Here is a 20,229-nt window from a genome sequence, read left to right on the forward strand (position 1 = left end):
AAAAGCTACGACATTACATATAAAAACCCTTTTGTACAGCCGTTTTAAAAACTACTGATACAAAAGGGTTATTTTTTGAGGACTAAAAAAGGTCAGAATTTGGGTACTGTGGCCTTTGTGCTGAGTCCGTATGTGCTGAACTCTCCGGCTGTGCCTGCTGTCTGCTCGGATTGCCTTATGAATAGCCTGAATTTCTGTCCCGTGCTTCTGCTGTTCAGTATGATAAACGGAAGATCCAGAAATTTAGCCTTGCTGTCCGGTATTTTTTCTTTTGCCTGTTCTTCTGTCAGCCCAAGACATTTCATGCTTCTTCTGCGCAGCCTTTCCGGGCTGCTTTTTGCCTGAACTCTGCTGACAAGCAGATATCCTGTTTTTTCAGGGATTTTTTTAATTCTGCCCACCAAGGCGTAATCCTGCATCACTTTAACAAATCTGTGTTCAAGAACATCCTGAAGTGGGTCAAGTTCCCCGTGGAGCCTGAGTACTGTGCCGAGGTTTTTGTCGGCTTCGGGAAAACTTATCCCGACATCGTTTCTTTTTTGTTCGGCCAGAACCAGATGTAGCTTTTCATACAGCATATTCAGAACCACTTGCGGCGCAATCTCCGGATTCGGCTGAATTTTTATATCAGTATAATACTGCATGGCTTAATCCTTTTCGGCTTCGCCGAATACACCGCCACGGACAAAGATAGCCATTACAAAGTGCTGGTTTTCCGCTGAAGGTTTTTTATCTTTCAGCATCCAGTTGTCCAGAAGGTTATAAAAATCTGTTTTGTCTTTCGGCTGGCGATATGCGCACCCCAGTGATGTCACAGAGCCATAGGGCTCAACGGCGATGGGCATTTCCGCCAGATCGTCGTACCATGTATCTATAGTGCGGATGGCGTTTCCGACTTTTTGGGAATGCAGCCCTGCTGCACCGCTGACTTCATAAAGCGTTCTGCTTTTTTTACCTTTCCCGCTGCCTCCGTCCAGAATGAGTTCCTGAGAGGGGAATACCTCCTGACCTTTGCCGAGCCTTGCGAAGGCTGTCACATCGAAGATTACGAATGAACTGCCTGCCAGACCATCAGCGATTGCATCTCCCAGTTCTGATACTTTTTTGTCGGTTTTGCTGAAATCGCTCAAAGGATACTCGAACCCGTCAAATGTCCAGCTTTTTTCAGTTTTCCCTGCTGATACCCTGTTTACAACAACTTCGACCTGTTCTGCTCCGACCCTGTTTCTCCAGAGGAAGCGGCCGTTTGCGATGTTGTATGCATATCTGTCAGCAAGGATTTTGAATCCGAACTCTGCCTTATATGCTTCAACAGTGGCTTTCAGTTTCTCCTGATATTCCGCAAGGTTACAGGCGGAGGGCGTGCCTATGCCGCTGAGGACTTTCAGAGAAAATCTTACGCAAAGTGTGTCCGCATCCGAGGGGAGGGCGGCCACATCAACTGTCTGGAGGTTTGCCGACTCAATTTTTGCATTGAATTTTGCAGGATCATCCTCTTTAGCTTTCATTCTGTTTGAGATTGTTCCTCTGACTGACTTTTGTTTCAGCTCGATCTGAGGCCATGTGCCGTAATTTGCTTTGTCGTCCCATTTTCCGCCGTAAAAAAGGGCGTCCGATACATCGATTTTGCGTTCGAAAGCGAGCACTGATGCGTTTTTAGATAAAGCCATTGTATTTCTCCTTATTCGTAGATTTTTTTATGTTTGCAAGCGTATATGCCGTTTTTGGCATCTGAGGTGTAAAACCAGAGCAGTTCGTCCAGTCCTTTCAGTTTGGATGGGCTTTTCCATTGGCCCAGGGTGTAAATCGCCTCGGCAAACCGGAACGGAGTCTCTTTGTCCCTTGTGTTTGCAACCTCGCCGGGCTGATAGAGCGGTGAGATTCCTGCATAGCCCACAGGGATGGGCACAAGCCATCCGGAACCCTCACGGTATGTCTGCCATTCGCCCTTGCTGCCTTCGGTTTCGATGTAGCCATGTTTCATGGCGGACAGGTCGAAGAGGGCATCCAGAAGAGTTTTTTCTTCCGGCATGTTCTTGTGGTGTTCCATCAGCAGGTCGCTTCTGTCGGTCAGGGTGAAGCCGGGCAGAAGCTTTCTTGCCAGTTTTTTATAGGTTTTTCCGTCCTGTTCGGCGAATTTGTCCAGAGATATGACTTTTGCTCCGGAAACAGGCAGGATTGATCCTCCGGCAAGACGAAGAGTTTCGGCCAGAGTCGCTGTTTCGTCTGCGTCAGGTTTCCCGCCGTAAACGCCTATTATAAGGCTGACGGTGACGTGTGCTCTTCCTTCTTCAATGATTCCTGCGGTGCTTCCGTCACTCTCCAGAGGGTTTCTGGTCTGGCTGAACTTTTTTTCATAGCCCGACTGGTAGGCCTGCGGTTCGAACGAGTGGCTTATTATACCCACTCCGTCCAGAACGGTCTGATCGCCCAGCTTTCTGCTGAGTGCGTGAACGAACCCGCAGAATGCTGTTACGGATGGAAATCCCCATGTGAGGGGGCCCGAAACACAGTTAACGTTTATTACCCGCATACGGGGCAGAACGAGGAGATGGTCAGGTATTTTATGCATAGCTGTGCTCCTCGATAAGCTCTTTCAGAACTTCTTCCGCTATATTTTTCCACTCCCTGAACTCGTTTTCTCCGACTTCCTTTTTTCCTTTGTGTATTTTGTATATTTCTTTGTTCAGCCACTTTGCAAAACTCTTTGCGACTTCCCTGCACCAGTATCCGTCCTTGTATAGCTGAAATCTTTCCGTGTCCTCTTCCGACGGGGGATCCAGCCACAGTTTTTCTGCGGAGTTCAGACGACATTTAGGGTCTTTGCTCCAGCCGGACTCAAACAGGGATGCCATTTCATAAAATATAGTGATCAGCTCGTCTGCGATATTGCGGATAAGCTCCTCTCTTTCAAGTCTGATGTCGATGTTGTTATTTTCATGCCAAAGCAATCGGTTCAGCTGTGAAAGTGACTCTTTCACGTAGGTTCTTTGCCTGAACTGATAGGTGAATGCGGATGCGTTGTGAATCGGCGCAGCCTTTTTGCTGTCCCATTTTGGAGGCAGGGATGGCAGCAGAACGTTCGAACCGCCACGGACACTGTTCAACTGGCTGACGTTCTGCGGTTTGGTTCCGCCATATGCCACAACGGATGTGTGCGGAAATTCTATATAACCGCTTTCGTGAGGCAGTCCTTTTTTTCTGGCCTCTTTTGCGGCTTTCGTTTCCTCAGAATAGCGGGCTGTTCTTACCTGCTCATGAACATAGTGAAACATAGAAGAGGGGAAAACAGGGCTTAACAGGTGATATGTGCCGTCCTCAAGTGGGAAGAACACCTGTTTCATAAGCGTGTGAGATGATGGGGAACTTATCTCTTTAACGGTCAGAAAACCGTCGATCCACTCGTTTGCCTCTTCTTTATTGTCTGACAGTGCGGCGATAATTTCAGGCGTTCGCTCTTCCATGTGCAGCAGAATGGTTTTGCCTTCGTATTCCTGCCGGAGGAAGGAGAAGACATCCAGGGCGGCGGCATTGCCTGATACGTCCGGCTGAATATCCCGCAGAGTGTGTGTGCCGATGTAGGCTGTATCCGGTTTATCGGAATAATAGACCGGAGATGCTTTCGCTGATGAATGTGTGAATTTCGGGATGTGGGTGGCAACTTTTATCTGCGAGGCACGCTTTGCCGCAGAAGCCAGCCATTTTTCCCTGCTGTATTCATCCTTGAGTTTCTCGGCCTTTTCCTCCAGTTTTTGCAGGGCTTCTGGAGTGCTTTCCTTTTTCATCTGTTTTTCTATCTCTTCCAGCTTGGGTTTCAGTCGTTCACCGATGAACCATTCGATGAACTCCCGAAGTGTTCGTATAACTTCATCTTCTTTTTGGGGCATGCGTTGTACCTCCATTATGGACTATTACTGATTTTTACATATTATATTCTTATTGTAAATATAATTTTCATCCAGTATATTATAAGATATATTTTATTCTGTCGAACAGACAGTTTAGAAGAGCATATTATATGATATGGATAAACTGCCGCACAGGCAGCCGCTTATTTCAGTTTGCTGTATATCCCCAGATGCGGGCTGAACAACATGTCTGTATCTCCGGCGGTGAATCGACCGAACCTGAGAGAGCTTTCCGCCATACCCATTTCAAACTGTTCTGAAAGCTCTTCCAGAAGATCCTTGTAGTTCAGCGGAATGAAAAAGCTTTTGCCTGTTTCAAATTTATCCTGCTCAATGTTCATAGATTCGGCAACCTTTCCCGTCTTTGCGTCAATGGTGTGGAAATCTGCCCATTCATCGTTTTCATCCCAGAGATACACAAACTCCTGCTCATGGGAACTCTTGCGGAAAGGAAATTCTTTTTGCAGATACCCGCTCAGATAATATTCGGTCTTCCAAAACTGATTTATGCCGATAACCTTTCTCTGATCTTCCAGAGCCATCACCGCTTTAAGGCGTGCATGTTCCAGATGGCACAGGTTTTCTCCCATGTGCATGGGTGAAGGCTCGATTATTCTGGGGATGGAGTTTATTGTTTCATATTGAACAGCGTCCAGAATTTTACTCAGCTCATGCTCTTTCAGCTCAAATTTGTCTGCCTCAAACCCCGGCATGGTATATGCGATGCTGTTTTTTTCATATGCCCTTATGTTCTTGTTCAGAATGAGCATATTCACTTTATCCCATGCTCCGTCCCTGTGCCTGCGGATACGTCCCGCAAGCTGTATCAGGGATTTCATGGATGATGGCTCGGCTATCGCCCAGTCGTAGTCGTGGTCTCTGCCGACCTCCGCAACGGGTGAGGCGAACACAATGAAAATATGATCTTTTATGTCCGGTCTGCCCGCAATGGCTATGCGGATGCAGTCGTGGTCATATATTTCTTTGCTGCCGTTCCTTTTCAGAACAGCATCCAGATGTTTTTCGATCTCCGAGCGCATCAGCATGGGAAATCTTGAGTGGTAGCAGCAGATTTTAAAATCGCCTCCGAGTGCGCTGAACTCTTTTACCAGTGCCACAAGATGCTTAATATTTGCAATGCGCACCAGCCCGATGCTGATGCGGTTGCCGTTTGCGTCTGTTGTGTGGTTGTCTTTGTGCAGTTCTAAGGCTTTTTCTGAAATTGTTTCCGCAAGGGCTTTATGTGAGAAGCTGTCGAGGTTCAGTAGTCGGCAGTTGCGCCTTATTTCGGCTTTTTGCAGTCTTTCCGCCCGTTTTTCGGCAAATTCTCTGTGCTTTTCTGCGAAGTTAAGCTGATTTATGTCCGTTTCGGCAGTGGAACCGTATTCATCAAACCACCCGCATACGATTCCGTGGCTGTGCTGAACGTTTCTGTTTTTGTTGTAGAGCTGTCTGCCCGCCCTGTATGCATGGAAAAGCCCCTCGGCAATGGACGGGGTCACAGTGGCTGAGGAGAGAAGCACCCGACAGCCAAGCAGTCCGGCAAACCAGACCAGTCTGGAGAATGCATAGAGGTCGGAGATATCATAATCGTCAGGCTCATCAAGGATAAGGTCTCCGGTCATAAGCCTGAGCATGGGCGCAAGCTGTCTGCCGCCTGCCGTACCTTCTGATGCGGGGATTATGTGATCCACCGTGCAGACTGTAACAGGTGCCGATACCAGTTTGTCCGCACCCCGTGTTTTCCGGAGCCATTCTCCTATAGGGGTTTCGTTCAGCCCGCCGTCATAATTTACGAATGAACAGGACGGCAGAAGCTCGTCTTCGGAAGCCGAAGGCGCATTTTCATTGCGCAGTGCGAAAAGCTCCTTTGTTGCCGCTCCGCCTGCCAGAACAGCCATCTCGTCCGATGAGAGGCCGAGCAGTCTGCGGTATTCCTCTCCGGTTTGCAGTGTCAGCGAGCGCAACCCAAGAGCGGCTGTGAACCTGCATCCTTTTTTCCTGTCCGAAAGTGCGTACATTATCCGTGCGTTTGCGATGGTCTTGCCGCATCCGGTGGAGGCCATGTTTATGCCGAAAAAGCCGCCCAGTTCCGCCGTGTGTCTCACTGCGTATGCAGTATCGAATGCTTTGTCCTGCCAGCTGTATTTCCGGATTCTGTTCCTGCGGGTCAGTATATCGTTCCGGCTTATGTAGGGAAGCATACTGTCCGCTCTGGGCAGGGTGAAGAGTATCTGGCGGCATTGTTTTTCAACTCCCAGCAGGTGTTCCTCCAGCGTCTGTTTCAGGTCGTTATTGCTGTCTGTGTTGGCATACAGCTCATCCTTACTTCCGGTCTTTGCCGCAGGCATGGATGAGTAGATGTGGTCTGACAGCATAAGCACCATTCTGGCATTAAAGAGTATGAAAGGGTCGAAAATATCATGGGAGGGGAGTTTCAAAGCCCTTTGGGCTATCTTTGCCGCCGCTTTCCGCCATTGAGCGGATGATGTGATGCATTTATCAAACTTCCAGTATCCGTCCGTTTTACCTTCCATCTCTGTGTGGCTTCTGCACCATTTCGCCACGATGTTTTTCAGCACCTCCGGACTTGCTTCTTCCGGAATAGGCATCCTGTGGTGCGAAACTATCAGCCAGCATACTGCCAAAGCCAGAGGCGGAAGTTTTTCGAACGGCTTTTCGTTCGGATTGATAAGTTTTTGCCAGCTTTCGTCAAAGTCACCCTCAGCCAGTTTTGTTAACCATGTCCGGTCGTCATCACCGCCTATGAACGCCATGAACATAACGACCGATATCCATTCGTGGCGGATTATATTTCTTTCAGCTTTTCTGCTTATGAGTTTTGTCTGAAAGTCTGCGCAGCTCTTGCCGAAATCATGGAAAAGAGCGGCAAGGCAGGAGAGGACGCTGATAGTTTCCAGTGAGTTCCAGTTGTTTTCATCGGATGATTTCAGAATATCCCGCAGGGTTGTGTTTGTGGGTACAGAGCCGTTTTCGCTGAACCTGCTGCTGTCTCCAACTATCCATAGAAGTTCCGAGCGGTTTTTGCCCCGTATCCAGTGGCAGGCCACCGCCGTGTTTCTTCGTGCGGTCTTTTTCAGCAGTTTGCGAAGCATATCCAGCCCGTCTTTTGTGATCGGGGTGCTCCATGTCCGCTCTCCGGTGCGCTCGGCAAACTGGTCGATTATGCGGCGGGTTTCGGTCATGGCATTCTTTGAGCATTGGGATATCAGCAGAATATTCATGCTTCCGCCCTTGACGCTTCAATTGAGGCCAGTTTAACCGTGTCTATCATTGTGTCCAGAGCCTCCGCCTGAACAAGAGCGTCTATACAGCTCTGGCGGAACTGCTGTTCCGTGTCGCCCCGCATGGCGGAGATGAATGCGTTCGGCATTATCAGGGCATCTTTAACGATGTCGGCAATATCGAAAACCAGTCCGCCCCGTCTGGTTTTGCCGTGGAGAACTGAAAATCCGTGGGGCAGTCCCAGAACCCATGCGGCTGTGGCGGCAAGTCCATAGGCAAGATAGTTGCCGTGATCCAGAAATCTGTTGGCACTGTCGCCGCCTTCGCCCCGTTTCGCTCGTTCAAAACTGCCGTATTCAACAGCTTTTGCGGTCAGCCTATACAGGTTTTTTGTGAGCCGAGCCTCTTCCAGTAAAAGATTCTCTGTGTCAGCGCAAACGTCTATGTTCTTTTCAAATATATCTAACACCTGCTCCAGCTGTCTGTCGTTGTGGTCAAAACAGTTTTCAGGGTCTTTTGCCAGCTTGCTCCAGTGTTTTCTTATCATCGCCGTGCGTGCGGTCTGAAAAATATTGGCCGCCTTAAGCCTTCTTGCGGGGTCATACCAGAAGCCTGCCCACTGTTGAAGGTATTGGGTAGGGCGATATTCGGACTGGGGACAGAACCAGACGATGTCAGTGTCCTGCTCCATTGCGCTGAAAAGCGGGACTCCGCCGCCGCCGCAAAAACCGATTAGCACTCCGGCTTTCGCAAGGTCACGCACTGCGGCCTGAGTTATTGATGTTCCGTTGCCGAGGAGGATTACGGTTGTGTTCGCAATCGGTATGTTGTAGTAGTTGATTTTTCTTCCGGCTTCCGCCGCAAATTCCACTCTGCCGCCGTTGACCAGAATCCGGCAGTATTCCAGATAATACATGTTTGCACGCTTTGAGTGCATTATGGTTTTCATCTCTGACGGCTTGAAGTAGTCCATATCTCCTCCTCAGAAACCTTACCATGTTTTCATATGGATTACTGATCTTTATATCGTGCATAAGCGTCAGTTGCTGTCGTCTGTGAAATATTTTTTTAGGTGAAAGATGATTTAAAAATGGGGAGCAGATATGGAAAGTGATTTTGATGAGACTCTGTGCTCTATTTGGCAATTAGCTTAAGGTGGACTCATACAGCCTTCAGCTAGTTTTCAGAGTGACGGTTTGCGTTGCCTATGCGGCAGTGAACCGGCTGGGAATACAAAGGCGAAAAGACATGGCTTTCTAAGCTGCCTATGCGGCAGTGAACTTATTAAAAGACTAAACGAAAACGGCGAAATCTTTCTAAGCTGCCTATGCGGCAGTGAACCAGGCATCCCTCTCATTAACCGCAAACAGGCATTTCTAAGCTGCCTATGCGGCAGTGAACACTATGGCCAAGGGAATAACAGCCCCTGCGAATTTCTAAGCTGCCTATGCGGCAGTGAACACAAAGCCCGCAGTAGAGATATTCGCACTTGGTTTCTAAGCTGCCTATGCGGCAGTGAACCGGTTGCTTGATGAAGTGGGCGGCGGCTATGATTTCTAAGCTGCCTATGCGGCAGTGAACAAACTCAGTAGGCATGGGCGATATCTGGGTGATTTCTAAGCTGCCTATGCGGCAGTGAACATCGTCATGCCATATCCGAGGGAATCCAAAGCTTTCTAAGCTGCCTATGCGGCAGTGAACGTTAAGCGACTGATGAATGGCAGGGAGGTTGCTTTCTAAGCTGCCTATGCGGCAGTGAACAGAGTTTGACGAATGGTATCAGACAACAGTCATTTCTAAGCTGCCTATGCGGCAGTGAACGATAAAGGTTTTGCTCATGGATTTCTCAATGATTTCTAAGCTGCCTATGCGGCAGTGAACTCAAGCCCCCTCGCTTCCACCACATAAATCAATTTCTAAGCTGCCTATGCGGCAGTGAACTTAAAACTATTTTTACGGTGCTGATGCTGATATTTCTAAGCTGCCTATGCGGCAGTGAACTCTCGGCTATACAGTACGGGGCTTCAGTATTCTTTCTAAGCTGCCTATGCGGCAGTGAACCTGAAGAAACAGCAGTCTCAACTGCCGTTTCTTTTCTAAGCTGCCTATGCGGCAGTGAACTATAATGAACTTGCATTTGAGGTAGAAACTGATTTCTAAGCTGCCTATGCGGCAGTGAACTATAATGAACTTGCATTTGAGGTAGAAACTGATTTCTAAGCTGCCTATGCGGCAGTGAACTATCCAGACCATCGCCGATATATTCCAGCACATTTCTAAGCTGCCTATGCGGCAGTGAACGTTATGGTCTTCAAACTCAGTGCCGCACTTAGTTTCTAAGCTGCCTATGCGGCAGTGAACCTTTCGAGGTGCATTTTTTTGCGCGTCTCGTATTTCTAAGCTGCCTATGCGGCAGTGAACTTGAACTTATCGTTTATGCGCTCCTGCAAAATTTTCTAAGCTGCCTATGCGGCAGTGAACATGGCCAGCACGTTCCTGCCGTCAACGCTCAATTTCTAAGCTGCCTATGCGGCAGTGAACCAGATTAATTTTAACAGAAGTCACGCTGACAATGGAAGAAAACTTTTTTGAGCTGTAAAAACCCTTTTATTTTGCTCTTCTGTAAGTATCTCTGAAATATGGATAAAAATCAGATAGGAAAAATAGGGTTCAAAAGATGCTTTCGGGGGGACTCGCTTTTTGTCTGCCCGCATCGTGCAGTCAGCCAAAAAGGCCAGTCCTTCGCCTGACGCACACATCCCTGTGCGCTTTTCCTCCTGCTCGTCGGCGGCAAAAGCCGTTCGAGTCCCCGAAATACAAAAAGACCCATGTCATAAGACATGGGTCTTTTTGTATGCCGAGGGGGGGACTCGAACCCCCACAGGATTAACTCCCACAGGTACCTGAAACCTGCGTGTCTACCAATTCCACCACCTCGGCTCTCACCACTGTAACCAGCGGTAAGGGGGTTTATACAGTTTTATTAAGCTCTTGTCAAGCAACTTATTTCAAAAAATATTATCTATATTTTCCAATGCTGTCCGCCGCCTCTCACGACCTGAACTTAAGAAGAAGAGCGGAATTTATGATGACCGCAACAGACCCGACGTTGTGCACCAGAGCACCCATTATGGGGCTGAGGCTGCCCTTCATAGCCAGAATGATGGCTACAAAGTTCAGAAGCAGCGACAGAGTGATATTCAGGTTTATGGTGTTCATTGTCTTTTTTGCCAGACGCACCAGATGGGGTATGTTCTTTATCTCGTCACCCACCAGAGCGATGTCAGCCGCATCCACAGCAATGTCGCTTCCGATGCCGCCCATGGCTATGCCCACATGGGCTTTTTTAAGGGCGGGTGCATCGTTGATACCGTCCCCGACCATGCACACAAGTTCGTTCTCTTTCTGGTATTTATCGATTGCCGCCATTTTGTCTTCGGGCAGGCATTCGAATTTTACTGTATTTATTCCCGCCTCTCTGGCGATGTGGTTAGCCGCCTGAAGGTGGTCTCCTGTGAGAAGAATGCTCTCGATGTTTATCTTGCGAAGTCTGCGTACGACGTCTCTGCTGTCCGGCCTGATGCTGTCAGCAAGTGCGATGAATCCTGCCGCCAGTCCGTCAGCCGCAACATAGATCACCGTGCACCCTTCGCCTCTGCACTCTGCGGCATCCGAGCGAAGCTCAAGGGGGAGTTCTATTCTGTTCTCCTCCATCATCTCTGCGTTGCCCGCCAGAATTGCATGACTGCCGACAACTGCGCTGACCCCTCTGCCTGGTTTCAGAACAAAATCCTGAGGTTCGGGCAGTGCGTCTGCTGATTCCTTTTTATAGAACGCCACAACTGCCTTGCCCAGAGGGTGTTCAGATCTTTGCTCTGCGGCTGCGGCCAGAGTGAGCAGTTTTTTGCTGTCAATATCCTTTCGCCAGCTTTTAACCAGTCTGACATCGGGTTTGCCGTATGTAAGGGTCCCTGTCTTGTCGAAAGATATTTTTGATACCTTGGCAAGTCGTTCCAGAGCGTCGCCCTCACGGACAAGGATGCCGTATTTGGTTGCGTTGCCTATACCTGCCATTATGGCTGTGGGGGTGGCAAGAACCAGCGCACAGGGGCAGAAAACAACAAGAATGGTGACCGCACGGATGATTTCGTCTGTGACAAGCCATGTGCCTGCGGCAGAGACCAGGGCTATGACCACAATCCATGTCGCCCATCTGTCTGCCATACCAACGATCTTTGCCTTGCCTGCGTCTGCAGATTCCACCAGTCTTATCATTCTCTGAATTGAGCTGTCCTCGCCGACCTTCACAGCCTGCATGTCGAACGCTCCGAACTGGTTAACGGTGCCGCTGAAAACCTCATCCCCTGCGGATTTATCCACAGGAAGAGCTTCTCCGGTCATAATGGACTGATCGACCGAGGTCTGCCCGGAAGTTATGACTCCGTCAACAGCTATGGTCTCGCCCGCCAGAACCCGAAGGCTTTCGCCGACCTGAACTTCCTGTGCGGGAACGACCATCTCTTCGCCGTTTCTCAGCACTCTGGCTGTACGGGGTGTCAGGTGCACAAGCTTTTCAATGCCCGCTCTGGCCTTTGCCACCGTGCGCTCCTCAAGCATTGCGCCCAGAGCCATGATGAAGGCTATCTCTCCGGCGGCGAATATTTCGCCTATTATTACCGATGCGATCAGTGCGAGGGACACAAGAACATCCGCCTTGATATCAAATTCAGTCACCAGCCCGATGATGGCTCCTTTGATTATGGGCAGACCGCACAGGATTATTGCCACCCATGCGATGTCGGGGCGGATGTCCGCCACCTCGAAAAAACTGAGAACAAGGGAGAGGGCGGAAAGCGACAGGAAAAGTATCGTGCGCTTTTCGTCGTCCTCAAAAAACTCTTTGATTTTCTGCATATTTCACCTATCCCATTCTTGAAAAATGTTCCACGGCCTTTGCGAACTCGTCTATGGTCTTTTCCGCATCGCCGTGTTTGATTCCGTCATAGACGCAGTGGTGGAGGTGTCCTTCCAGAACCATTTTGCCGACCTTGTGCAGGGCACTTTTGGCGGCGTTTATCTGGATGAGGATATCCTCGCAGGGCACGTCCTTTTCGACCATCTCAGAAATCCCCCTGAGCTGGCCTTCGATCTTCTTCAGTCTTGTCTGAACCTTGGGAATGTCGATGCACTGTCTCATAACTATTCCTCCGCTAACTGGATATACCCTATAGGGGTATGGGGTATGTGTTTACTCCTGTTGAGACTTATTGTCAATAATGATTTGAGAACGGGCACAAAAAAACCGCCCGACTTTTTCAAGAGGGGCGGTTTGTTCTATTGATCAGTTGGCTTATCAACGTTCGAGGTATTCGGCGGCTACCCAGCCTTTGCCGGTGTCGACCCAGCCGTATTTGCGGTCGAACTCGCATACGGTGTCGCCACGGTTATAGGTTTTCAGAACTTTTGAACCGGCGTCAGGCTTCTTGCGGGCTTTCAGGGTTTTGGATGCCACAGTGAAGCATTTAACGTCTTTCAGGTTGGCGGTGTTCACCCAGCCTTTTTCGGTCTTTGCCCAGTCGTCGTTGAATTCGTAGATGCCGACCTTGTCGCCTGCGTCATAGTTTCCGATGAGTTTGGATTTTTTTGTGGGCTCTCTTCTGATGTTTGCTTTTTTGTATGAAACATACATGTATTTGATGAGTTTCGGTTTTTCAACTACAGGAACAGCTTTTGCGTCGGCCGATCTGTCGGAAACGTAGTCCAGATTTACCCAGCCGATGTCAGTGCGTCCCCAGCCGTTCTCGGTTTCCAGAATATCGATCCTTTCACCCCTCTGATACTGACCAACAACGTCTGCTTCTGTTGATGCCAGAGAGCGTATGTTGACCTTTGCGCCGGTGATGAATTTAGGTGATAATTTGGCCGCTTTAACTGCTTTGGGTGATTTCGGTTCGGATTTCTGTGCAACTACAGGGCTGTCGTAGTTGTATTCAGTCATGCGGGTCTTTGTTTCGGTGTCGGCGGGAACAGCTTTTGCTTCTGCCTTTGCCACGTCCTCAGGCATTTTGTCGGAGAGGAACTTTGTGTTCACCCAGCCTTTGCCTGTGTCTATCCATTCGCCGATGCGGTTTTCTTCGCAGATATAGCTGCCTTTTTTGTATATTCCTGTTCTTTCGGAGAGGAAAGAGGGATTGTTTCTGATGTTTGTTACCTGAGAGGTGACATAGTAGCATTTCTTTTCGCCGGAGGCTTTTTCGACTGCTTTAGGCTGTTTGGAAAGGCGTGAATCGTCCTTCCATTTAATGGGGTCTGAGGAGGTTTCTGTCTCCTGCTGTGCGGGCATTGTTGTGTCGGCCAGTTCTATGCCCGATTTGGCAAGAATGCCTCTGATGTTGGGTTTTAAAGACTCTTCTGCTGATGCTGAATTTACGGCTAGAAATGCGGAAAGTACTGTGGAATATATATATTTTTTCATAAGAACCTTTGTTTTGTTAATGAATATGCATTATAACAGCATGGCTTTTTTTGTCCATACATTTTTAAGATTGTTAAGAAACGGGTTTGTTCAGTCCTTTTTGATGCTTCTGAACAGTGCCTGCCAGTCAAATTCCACCGGGGAAAATGAAGTTATCTGGCTGCCGGAGGGCAGGGAGAATTTTAGGGCTGCGGCAGGAAGCCGTTTTGCGGATTCACTTTTTCCGAAATAGACGAACAGGCCGGGGATGCTCTCTGTCTCTGCGATTATGCGAAAGGTATCTTTATACAGCGGCTGAAGGCGTTTCTGGAAGTTATAGCAGAGGGTGACACCCGCATCGGCTTTTTTCAGATAGACCGCAGTATAGACCTCTTCGGAACTGCCGTAAAACGACTCTTCATATGACTTTTTACCTATGGTTTTGCCCAGCATTCCGGCGGGCAGATAGAAGCCTGCTGTGGAGTAGGGCGAGGTGAAGGCTATTTTTTTATTTTTAAGCTCCGTGATGTGCTTTATTCGGGATTCCTTGGGAACGAAAATGTATGATTTTATATACAGGCTTTTGTTCAGCGATGCCAGCATGTCGGGCTTTGTTCCTTCGGCCGAATGCATCAGCATGGCGGGATATGCGGACACGAAGGCCATATGGATCTTTCCGTTTTCAAGTGCTTCGGCAACATCCTTCGGCGTATCCAGCTGTTCGATAACGGGTCTTTCGAAATGCCCGCTTTTGTCGGCGATATATTGCGCAAAGGGCTGAATGTCGGAATCCCTGAAAAAGTGGTCGTTTTTGATAACGCCTATTTTAAGGATCTCGGCTTCCGCTGAGACTGAAAAAAAGATTGCGGCGATGCATAACACCGCCGCAGTTATTATCTTGCGATGCCCAGACGCAGAAATTCTTTGAAAATACATTTATCTTCAACGTAAGGAATGTTTGCGTATGCGGCTATTTTTTTAGCTTCTTCGGACTCAACGCCCTCCTGAAGCCAGATGAACTTTGCGTTTTTGCCTGCGGCCTCACGCACAACCTCTGCGGCAAATGCGCTCTGACGGAAAACATCGACAATATCCGGCTCGAAGTCAAGCTCGTCCAGAGAGTCCACCGTGGGCACTCCCAGAACCTCTTTTTCAATGGGGTTAACTGGAACGCAGGTGTATCCGTTTTTCATCAGAAATTTCATTATGCCGTTGCTGGCACGTTCGGGTTTGTTGGACGCACCCACAATTGCCACTGTTTTTGCATTGAGCAAAAGTTCTTTAAGCTGATCGTCTGTAAGATTGGTCATTGAAATCCTCCGGATAGGATGTATTATAGCAGAAGGTGACTTATGATACAAGGACTGTATAACAGCCTGAACGGCATGAAAACACAGGTTGATGCGCTGGAGAAGACGGCAAACAACGTTGCAAATATCACCACCCCCGGATATAAAACCCCCGAAACGGCAGCCGCCGACGAGGTTATGGACAAGGTCGATATTAAGTGGTCGGGTGTTGATGCCTCTAAGGAGATGACGGATATGACCGTTGAAAAGCGTGCCTTCCAGTTTAACGTTGCCGCACTGAAAGCTCAGGATGAAATGCTGGGAACCCTTATCGATCTGAAAGGCTGAGCGGTATCTCAATATAAAATACCGTTCCGCAGCATTCGGTTGATGTGAAGTTTATGCTCCCTTTAAGATATCTCTCCGTAAGAAGCCTCATGCTGTAGGTTCCAAGTCCCCTGCCTGCTCCCTTCGTTGAAAAAGACCTCTGAAAAATAGACGCTTTTACCTCTTCTTCCATAACTGTTTCGTTTTGAACATAGATATATGCCTTTTCCCCTTCGGTTCTGTATGAAAGGGTTACGGTGCTGAAATCTTTCGATGCCTCGGCGGCGTTCTTTGTCATATTGGTGACAACACGGTTCAGTATGTTCTGATCGGTATATATAATAAGGTTCTCACACTCCGGCTGAACCTTAAAATCTATCTCCTTGTCCAGGGTGGTCTCTTTCAGGAATTTCGCAACCGAGGTGAGCATCCCCGTAACATCCACAGACGCAACACATACATCCAGTTCGTCCTTTTCTGCCAGAGCCAGCATATAGCTGGATTTTATTTCATTGTTCAGGTTGCTCATTGCGGAGGAGAGAAGAGGGACGGTTTCGCTTATGGAGTTCCAGTCCTCAATATATACATAGCCTTCCAGAAGATCGGAAATGAGTGTCAGTCCGCCCGCCAGATTGTTTATGTCGTGGAAGAATATCTTTTCCAGCGCCTGTTTGCGTTTTTCGGAGCTGATGTCCACAACGCAGAAGAGCATGTGGGGACTGCCTTCGATATCAATTTTTGATGTGCTGACCTTCAGGTCGAACGCCGCTCCGTTCTGGGATTTGATACGGCACTCCTCAACCCTTTCCTCGCCTGTTGCGGCGGAGGTTATGGCCTTATATGCGCCGCAGTAGCAGCAGAAGGGTGTGGTTCCGCAGACAGTTTCGCCGTCGTGCACCTGCGTACATCGGAATATGTGTCCGGGGCGCAGGCCTGCTGTGGTATCCAGATGATAGTTTTCGGCAAATTCTGCAAACCGTTTATTGAAGAAAACTATCCTTCTCATACTGTCGAGGATGAATATCATCTCGTGAACAGTCTCTGCGAGAGAATAGACCAGCGGATGCTTTTCCTTCAGCAGATTCGATATGTTGCCATTAAAATTATAATCTGACATGTTTTTTCCTCGCAAAGTATAGCGGTTTATGCTTGCTTTTGCATCTTATTTTTGTAAAAAAGCTGTATTGAATAAAAAAACATAAGCTGATACTATAGCCGTTTAGACCAGCAGGAGGCACATACCTTGAAACAGATTCTTCGCAGCATCCTTGATGAAGCACTTTTAAACCTCATGAAAGAGGATTCAATAGAGGCAGATCTGCCCGACTATACGGTGGAGACTCCGAACAATCCCGACCACGGCGACTTTGCATCCAACATAGCAATGAAGTCCGCAAAGGTTTTCAGAGTGAAGCCCATGGATATTGCCGAGAGACTGACAAAGGCTGTGAACCATCCTCTGGTCAGCTCGGCAGAGGCTGTTATGCCGGGATTCATAAACTTCCGCATCAGCCCTGAGTTCTTTCAGGACGTGGTAAAGCGTGCGGCATCGGACGACACCTTTTTCACCAGCAACTACGGCAAGGGCAGAAAGACAATGGTGGAGTTTGTCAGCGCAAACCCTACAGGCCCACTGCATGTCGGTCACGGACGCAACGCCGCATACGGAGACAGCCTTGCACGGATCCTGAAAGCAGCGGGATTCGATGTTAAGACCGAATATTACATAAACGATGCCGGAAACCAGATGAACAATCTGGGCAAGAGCATCTATGCCAGATACATGGAGCTTCAGGGCAAAGAATTTCCTTTCCCCGAAGACGGCTACAAGGGCGACTACATAATCGATATCGCCAAAGACCTTGAGAAGGAGCACGGAAAGGCTATTGCTGAGATGCCCGAAGAAGAGGGCGTGGGCGTGTGCTTTAAGAAAGGGCTTCAGGCAATCACCGACGAAATAGCACTGACCCTTAAGAATTTCAACGTTTCAATGGAGATATGGTTCAGCGAAAAATCGCTCTATACTTCCGGCGAGGTTGAAAAAAGCCTTCAGTTCATGAAGGACAAAGGGTTCATCTACGAGAGCGAAGGCGCACTCTGGTTCCGCTCAACAGATTTCGGCGATGACAAGGACAGGGTCGTTAAGAGAAGCAACGGCGAATATACCTATTTCACATCGGATATCGCTTACCACAAGAATAAATATGACAGAGGTTTCATGAGCGTTATCGACGTCTGGGGTGCGGACCACCACGGATATGTCAAGCGTCTCAGCTCCGCCATCGAGGCCATGGGATATGAGGACAGGGATTTTAACGTCAGCCTCATCCAGATGGTAAGCCTTCTCTCAGGCGGCGAAAGGGTGTCAATGTCCACCCGTGCGGGTACCTTCATCACTCTTGACTGGCTGGTGGAAGAGGTCGGCGCAGACGCGGCCAGATTCTTTTACGCTATGAGAGACTACGAGGCGCAGTTCGATTTCGACATCGACCTTGCGAAAAAGAAAAGCTCCGACAACCCCGTCTACTACGTTCAGTATGCCCATGCAAGAGTGCAGAGTCTGCTGAACAAAGCGAAGGAGGAAGGGGTCAAATTTGAGCTTTGCACACACCTCGACAAAATTTCTTCTAAAGAAGAGCTTGAGTTAATCAGGAAGATTTACGATTATAACAGTGTGCTCGAACAGGCGGCCAGAGGAAGACAGCCCCACAGAATGGCTTACTACCTTCAGGAGCTTGCGGCACTGTTCCATGCATACTACTTTAACAATACCATAATTAATTCAGAAGACAGTGAGCTGACATCGGTCAGGCTTTCTCTCTGTGTGGCGGTTGGCAAAGCTATCCGCAGCGGATTGGAGCTTTTGGGTGTCAGTGCTCCTGACAGGATGTGACAGTGAGCGAGAAAGAAAAACCCACAGAACAGACTCCCGAAAAGGGCAAAAAGAGCTTCGGTAACACTATTGTCCTGTTCATCGTATTTTTCATCATCTTCACAGCGCTGGTTACAGGCGTTGCGTTCTTTGCCGACAAGCTTAAACGCTCCGGCAAGGATGCCAAGACCACGGAAGAGGTCAAGCCCGAGGATATGACCAACCCCGACAGTGCGGAGACCCGCTCGTTTACAGTGGACGGAAAGGATAACGTTGTTAAACAGGAAGGCGAAAAACCCGCCGAAACAGCCATGCCCGCAGAGCCTGCGGCGAAACCTGAACCTGTTCTGACATCGCCTCCCGTTGTCGCCGCCAAACCCGAAGAACATAAACCCGCAGAACCTGCGGCAAAACCTGAGCCTGTAAAGCCTGCGGCTCCCGCTCCTGCCGCTGTGGCACCTAAAGCGGAAGCTCCCAAGGCAGAAGCTCCTAAAGCGGCAGAACCCGCAAAGCCCGCCCCCAAGGCAGAGCCTGCGAAACCAGTCGCTCCCAAAGCTGCGGCTCCCGCTCCCACACCCAAGGCCGAACCTGCTAAGCCCGTTGTTAAGGCTGAGCCTGTGAAACCTGCCGTTAAGGCGGAAGCACCCAAAGCCGAGGCAAAACCCGTTGCCAAGCCTGTGGCTCCCAAGGCAACAGCAGTGGTAAACAAACCCGGTGAGTTCTACGTTCAGCTGGCATCCTTCAAAAGCCTTGATCTGGCAAAAGAAGAGTTCCACAGAATGAGCCCGAAGGTTAACGATCTTCAGCTTGTTCAGGTGGATCTGGGCGATAAGGGCACATGGTACCGCTTAAGATGCGGCACACCCCTTCCTTATGACAAAGCCCTCGCCAGAGCGGACGAAATAGCCGCTAAGACAGGATACAAGCCTGACATAATGAAGAAGTAATGGTTTTAAGATTTCTGATGATAACAGCCCTGCTTTTTTCGGCAGGGCTTTCTTTTTCCTCCGAAGCATACCCCCGTCTGAACGGGGTTCAGGTGTTCGTTCTGGACAAAGCCTACGACAAAGACCTCGATACTTTTTTTGCCGGACTGAAAGCCGGAGGATACGACACGGTCTTTCTGAGAGTTTTCCACAACGGTTCTGACAGATACCACTACGGTGAAGCTAACCCCGAATGCAGAAGCGGCGTATATTTTCAGACGGATGAAGCGTGTGTGGTCAGGGATGTTTTAGGCGAGGCGGTCAGTTCTGCGAGAAAGCATAACCTGAGGATATATGCGTGGATGGCCACCCGTTCGCTCACCTTTCTGAAAACCCCCGAACTGATGGAAAGATCATTCACAAAAGAGGGCACTGTAAGCGGCTACGGCGCATCCATATTCAAGAAAGAGGTTCGTGACAGGCTGATAGGTCTTTTCTGGGATCTGGCGAAATATGACATAGACGGAATCCTGTTTCAGGATGATTTTATCCTGAAAAATGCTGAGGGCGCATCGCCGGAGGCTGTTCGGCAGTATCTGGCTGAGACGGGGGAGACGGCGTCATATGAAGCGCTTCTGTCCTGTTCCGGAAATTTTGCCCTGACAAAGGTCACAGGGGCATGTCCCGAAGCCTTTCTGCCCTGGGTGAGCTGGAAGAACAAAAAGCTGATGGGCATGTTCTCCGACCTGCGTGCCGCCGCAGAGGCTGTCAAACCGGATATAAAGTTCGCAGGAAACGTCTATTATGAAACCCCTCTGGACAGGGTCAAAGGGCTTTCATGGTATGCCCAGAGCATCCGCTCCATGCTGGACGGCGGGTTTGACTATCTGGCTGTAATGGGATACCACGACCAGATAGGCGAAGAGATGCTGAAATCCCACGACGAGTCTGTGGACGTGCTCTATGAGATGGCGGAAAACCTTGTGGCAGTCACCAGCGATGAGAGCCGTGTGGTGCTTAAACTTCAGCTTTCATCATTCAGCAAGAACAGAACTGTTGACGACGTTCAGCTCGGTTCGTTGTGCAGAATGACCGCAGACTATCCCTTCATCAGCCGTGTGCTTGTCCCTGTAAATTCACTGTCGGATATAAATAATATCTGTTTCACCAAGTGAACTTTTCAACTTGATAAAACTCTGTTATAGTA

At 49.0% G+C, this 20,229-nt stretch carries 16 protein-coding genes, 1 tRNA gene and 1 CRISPR repeat array; of the genes, 4 read left to right on the top strand and 13 right to left on the bottom strand.

From position 1 onward, the window contains the following. Nucleotides 1-92: 92 nt before the first annotated feature. The 12 genes from cas6f to C8D98_RS06475 form a co-directional block, all read right to left on the bottom strand. Entirely contained in the window at nucleotides 93-644 is a 552-nt protein-coding gene (gene cas6f, locus C8D98_RS06420; RefSeq protein ID WP_132873128.1) for a type I-F CRISPR-associated endoribonuclease Cas6/Csy4, read from the bottom strand. Nucleotides 645-647: 3 nt separating this feature from the next. Beyond that, nucleotides 648-1,670: a type I-F CRISPR-associated protein Csy3 gene (gene csy3, locus C8D98_RS06425; protein ID WP_132873129.1), complete on the bottom strand. Its 1,023-nt coding sequence runs from the start codon at nucleotides 1,668-1,670 to the stop codon at nucleotides 648-650. A gap of 11 nt (nucleotides 1,671-1,681) precedes the next feature. Continuing rightward, complete coding sequence (gene csy2 / locus C8D98_RS06430; protein ID WP_132873130.1) at nucleotides 1,682-2,572, bottom strand: type I-F CRISPR-associated protein Csy2; 891 nt, start codon at nucleotides 2,570-2,572, stop codon at nucleotides 1,682-1,684. Then, entirely contained in the window at nucleotides 2,565-3,887 is a 1,323-nt protein-coding gene (gene csy1, locus C8D98_RS06435; RefSeq protein WP_165871220.1) for a type I-F CRISPR-associated protein Csy1, read from the bottom strand. The genes csy2 and csy1 overlap by 8 nt, the downstream gene beginning before the upstream one ends. A 164-nt stretch (nucleotides 3,888-4,051) precedes the next feature. After that, on the bottom strand, nucleotides 4,052-7,153 hold the full coding sequence (gene cas3f / locus C8D98_RS06440) for a type I-F CRISPR-associated helicase Cas3f (protein ID WP_132873133.1): 3,102 nt from the start codon (nucleotides 7,151-7,153) through the stop codon (nucleotides 4,052-4,054). Continuing rightward, nucleotides 7,150-8,127, bottom strand: a complete 978-nt coding sequence (cas1f, locus tag C8D98_RS06445) for a type I-F CRISPR-associated endonuclease Cas1f (RefSeq protein WP_132873135.1) — start codon at nucleotides 8,125-8,127, stop codon at nucleotides 7,150-7,152. The genes cas3f and cas1f overlap by 4 nt, the downstream gene beginning before the upstream one ends. Before the next feature lie 280 nt (nucleotides 8,128-8,407). Further along, nucleotides 8,408-9,695: direct repeats of the CRISPR family, unit length 28 nt; unit sequence TTTCTAAGCTGCCTATGCGGCAGTGAAC. Between the two features lie 314 nt (nucleotides 9,696-10,009). Beyond that, a tRNA-Leu gene (locus tag C8D98_RS06450) sits at nucleotides 10,010-10,094 on the bottom strand. Nucleotides 10,095-10,205: 111 nt separating this feature from the next. Next, nucleotides 10,206-12,068 carry a heavy metal translocating P-type ATPase gene (locus C8D98_RS06455; protein WP_132873136.1) on the bottom strand — a complete coding sequence of 621 codons (1,863 nt, stop codon included), beginning with the start codon at nucleotides 12,066-12,068 and terminating at the stop codon, nucleotides 10,206-10,208. Between the two features lie 7 nt (nucleotides 12,069-12,075). Next, on the bottom strand, nucleotides 12,076-12,351 hold the full coding sequence (locus tag C8D98_RS06460) for a metal-sensing transcriptional repressor (RefSeq protein ID WP_132873137.1): 276 nt from the start codon (nucleotides 12,349-12,351) through the stop codon (nucleotides 12,076-12,078). Nucleotides 12,352-12,507: 156 nt separating this feature from the next. Further along, nucleotides 12,508-13,629: an SH3 domain-containing protein gene (locus C8D98_RS06465; protein WP_132873139.1), complete on the bottom strand. Its 1,122-nt coding sequence runs from the start codon at nucleotides 13,627-13,629 to the stop codon at nucleotides 12,508-12,510. Between the two features lie 90 nt (nucleotides 13,630-13,719). Then, a complete protein-coding gene (locus C8D98_RS06470; protein WP_132873140.1) occupies nucleotides 13,720-14,544 on the bottom strand; it encodes a phosphate/phosphite/phosphonate ABC transporter substrate-binding protein in 825 nt (274 codons plus the stop codon). Further along, the gene (locus C8D98_RS06475) at nucleotides 14,502-14,918 is read right to left on the bottom strand and encodes a CoA-binding protein (RefSeq protein WP_132873141.1); all 417 of its coding nucleotides are present in this window, start codon (nucleotides 14,916-14,918) and stop codon (nucleotides 14,502-14,504) included. The genes C8D98_RS06470 and C8D98_RS06475 overlap by 43 nt, the downstream gene beginning before the upstream one ends. A gap of 42 nt (nucleotides 14,919-14,960) precedes the next feature. Here C8D98_RS06475 and C8D98_RS06480 point away from each other — a divergent pair, with 42 nt between their 5' ends. Further along, nucleotides 14,961-15,245 carry a flagellar basal body rod C-terminal domain-containing protein gene (locus C8D98_RS06480; RefSeq protein ID WP_132873143.1) on the top strand — a complete coding sequence of 95 codons (285 nt, stop codon included), beginning with the start codon at nucleotides 14,961-14,963 and terminating at the stop codon, nucleotides 15,243-15,245. Here C8D98_RS06480 and C8D98_RS06485 read toward each other — a convergent pair. Beyond that, complete coding sequence (locus C8D98_RS06485; RefSeq protein WP_132873145.1) at nucleotides 15,226-16,341, bottom strand: PAS domain-containing sensor histidine kinase; 1,116 nt, start codon at nucleotides 16,339-16,341, stop codon at nucleotides 15,226-15,228. The two genes, C8D98_RS06480 and C8D98_RS06485, sit on opposite strands and share 20 nt — an antisense overlap. 126 nt (nucleotides 16,342-16,467) lie before the next feature. On the opposite strand from C8D98_RS06485, the gene argS reads away from it, so the two are divergent. From argS to C8D98_RS06500, 3 genes are read left to right on the top strand one after another with little or no spacing between them, the layout of a single operon-like run. Then, the gene (gene argS, locus C8D98_RS06490) at nucleotides 16,468-18,117 is read left to right on the top strand and encodes an arginine--tRNA ligase (RefSeq protein WP_132873147.1); all 1,650 of its coding nucleotides are present in this window, start codon (nucleotides 16,468-16,470) and stop codon (nucleotides 18,115-18,117) included. 2 nt (nucleotides 18,118-18,119) lie between these two features. Beyond that, nucleotides 18,120-19,043, top strand: a complete 924-nt coding sequence (locus C8D98_RS06495; protein WP_132873149.1) for an SPOR domain-containing protein — start codon at nucleotides 18,120-18,122, stop codon at nucleotides 19,041-19,043. Continuing rightward, nucleotides 19,043-20,197 carry a poly-beta-1,6-N-acetyl-D-glucosamine N-deacetylase PgaB gene (locus C8D98_RS06500; RefSeq protein ID WP_132873151.1) on the top strand — a complete coding sequence of 385 codons (1,155 nt, stop codon included), beginning with the start codon at nucleotides 19,043-19,045 and terminating at the stop codon, nucleotides 20,195-20,197. The genes C8D98_RS06495 and C8D98_RS06500 overlap by 1 nt, the downstream gene beginning before the upstream one ends. The last annotated feature ends 32 nt before the right edge of the window (nucleotides 20,198-20,229 follow it).

Origin of the sequence: Seleniivibrio woodruffii, assembly GCF_004339245.1 — a bacterium.
Lineage (GTDB): Bacteria > Chrysiogenota > Deferribacteres > Deferribacterales > Geovibrionaceae > Seleniivibrio > Seleniivibrio woodruffii.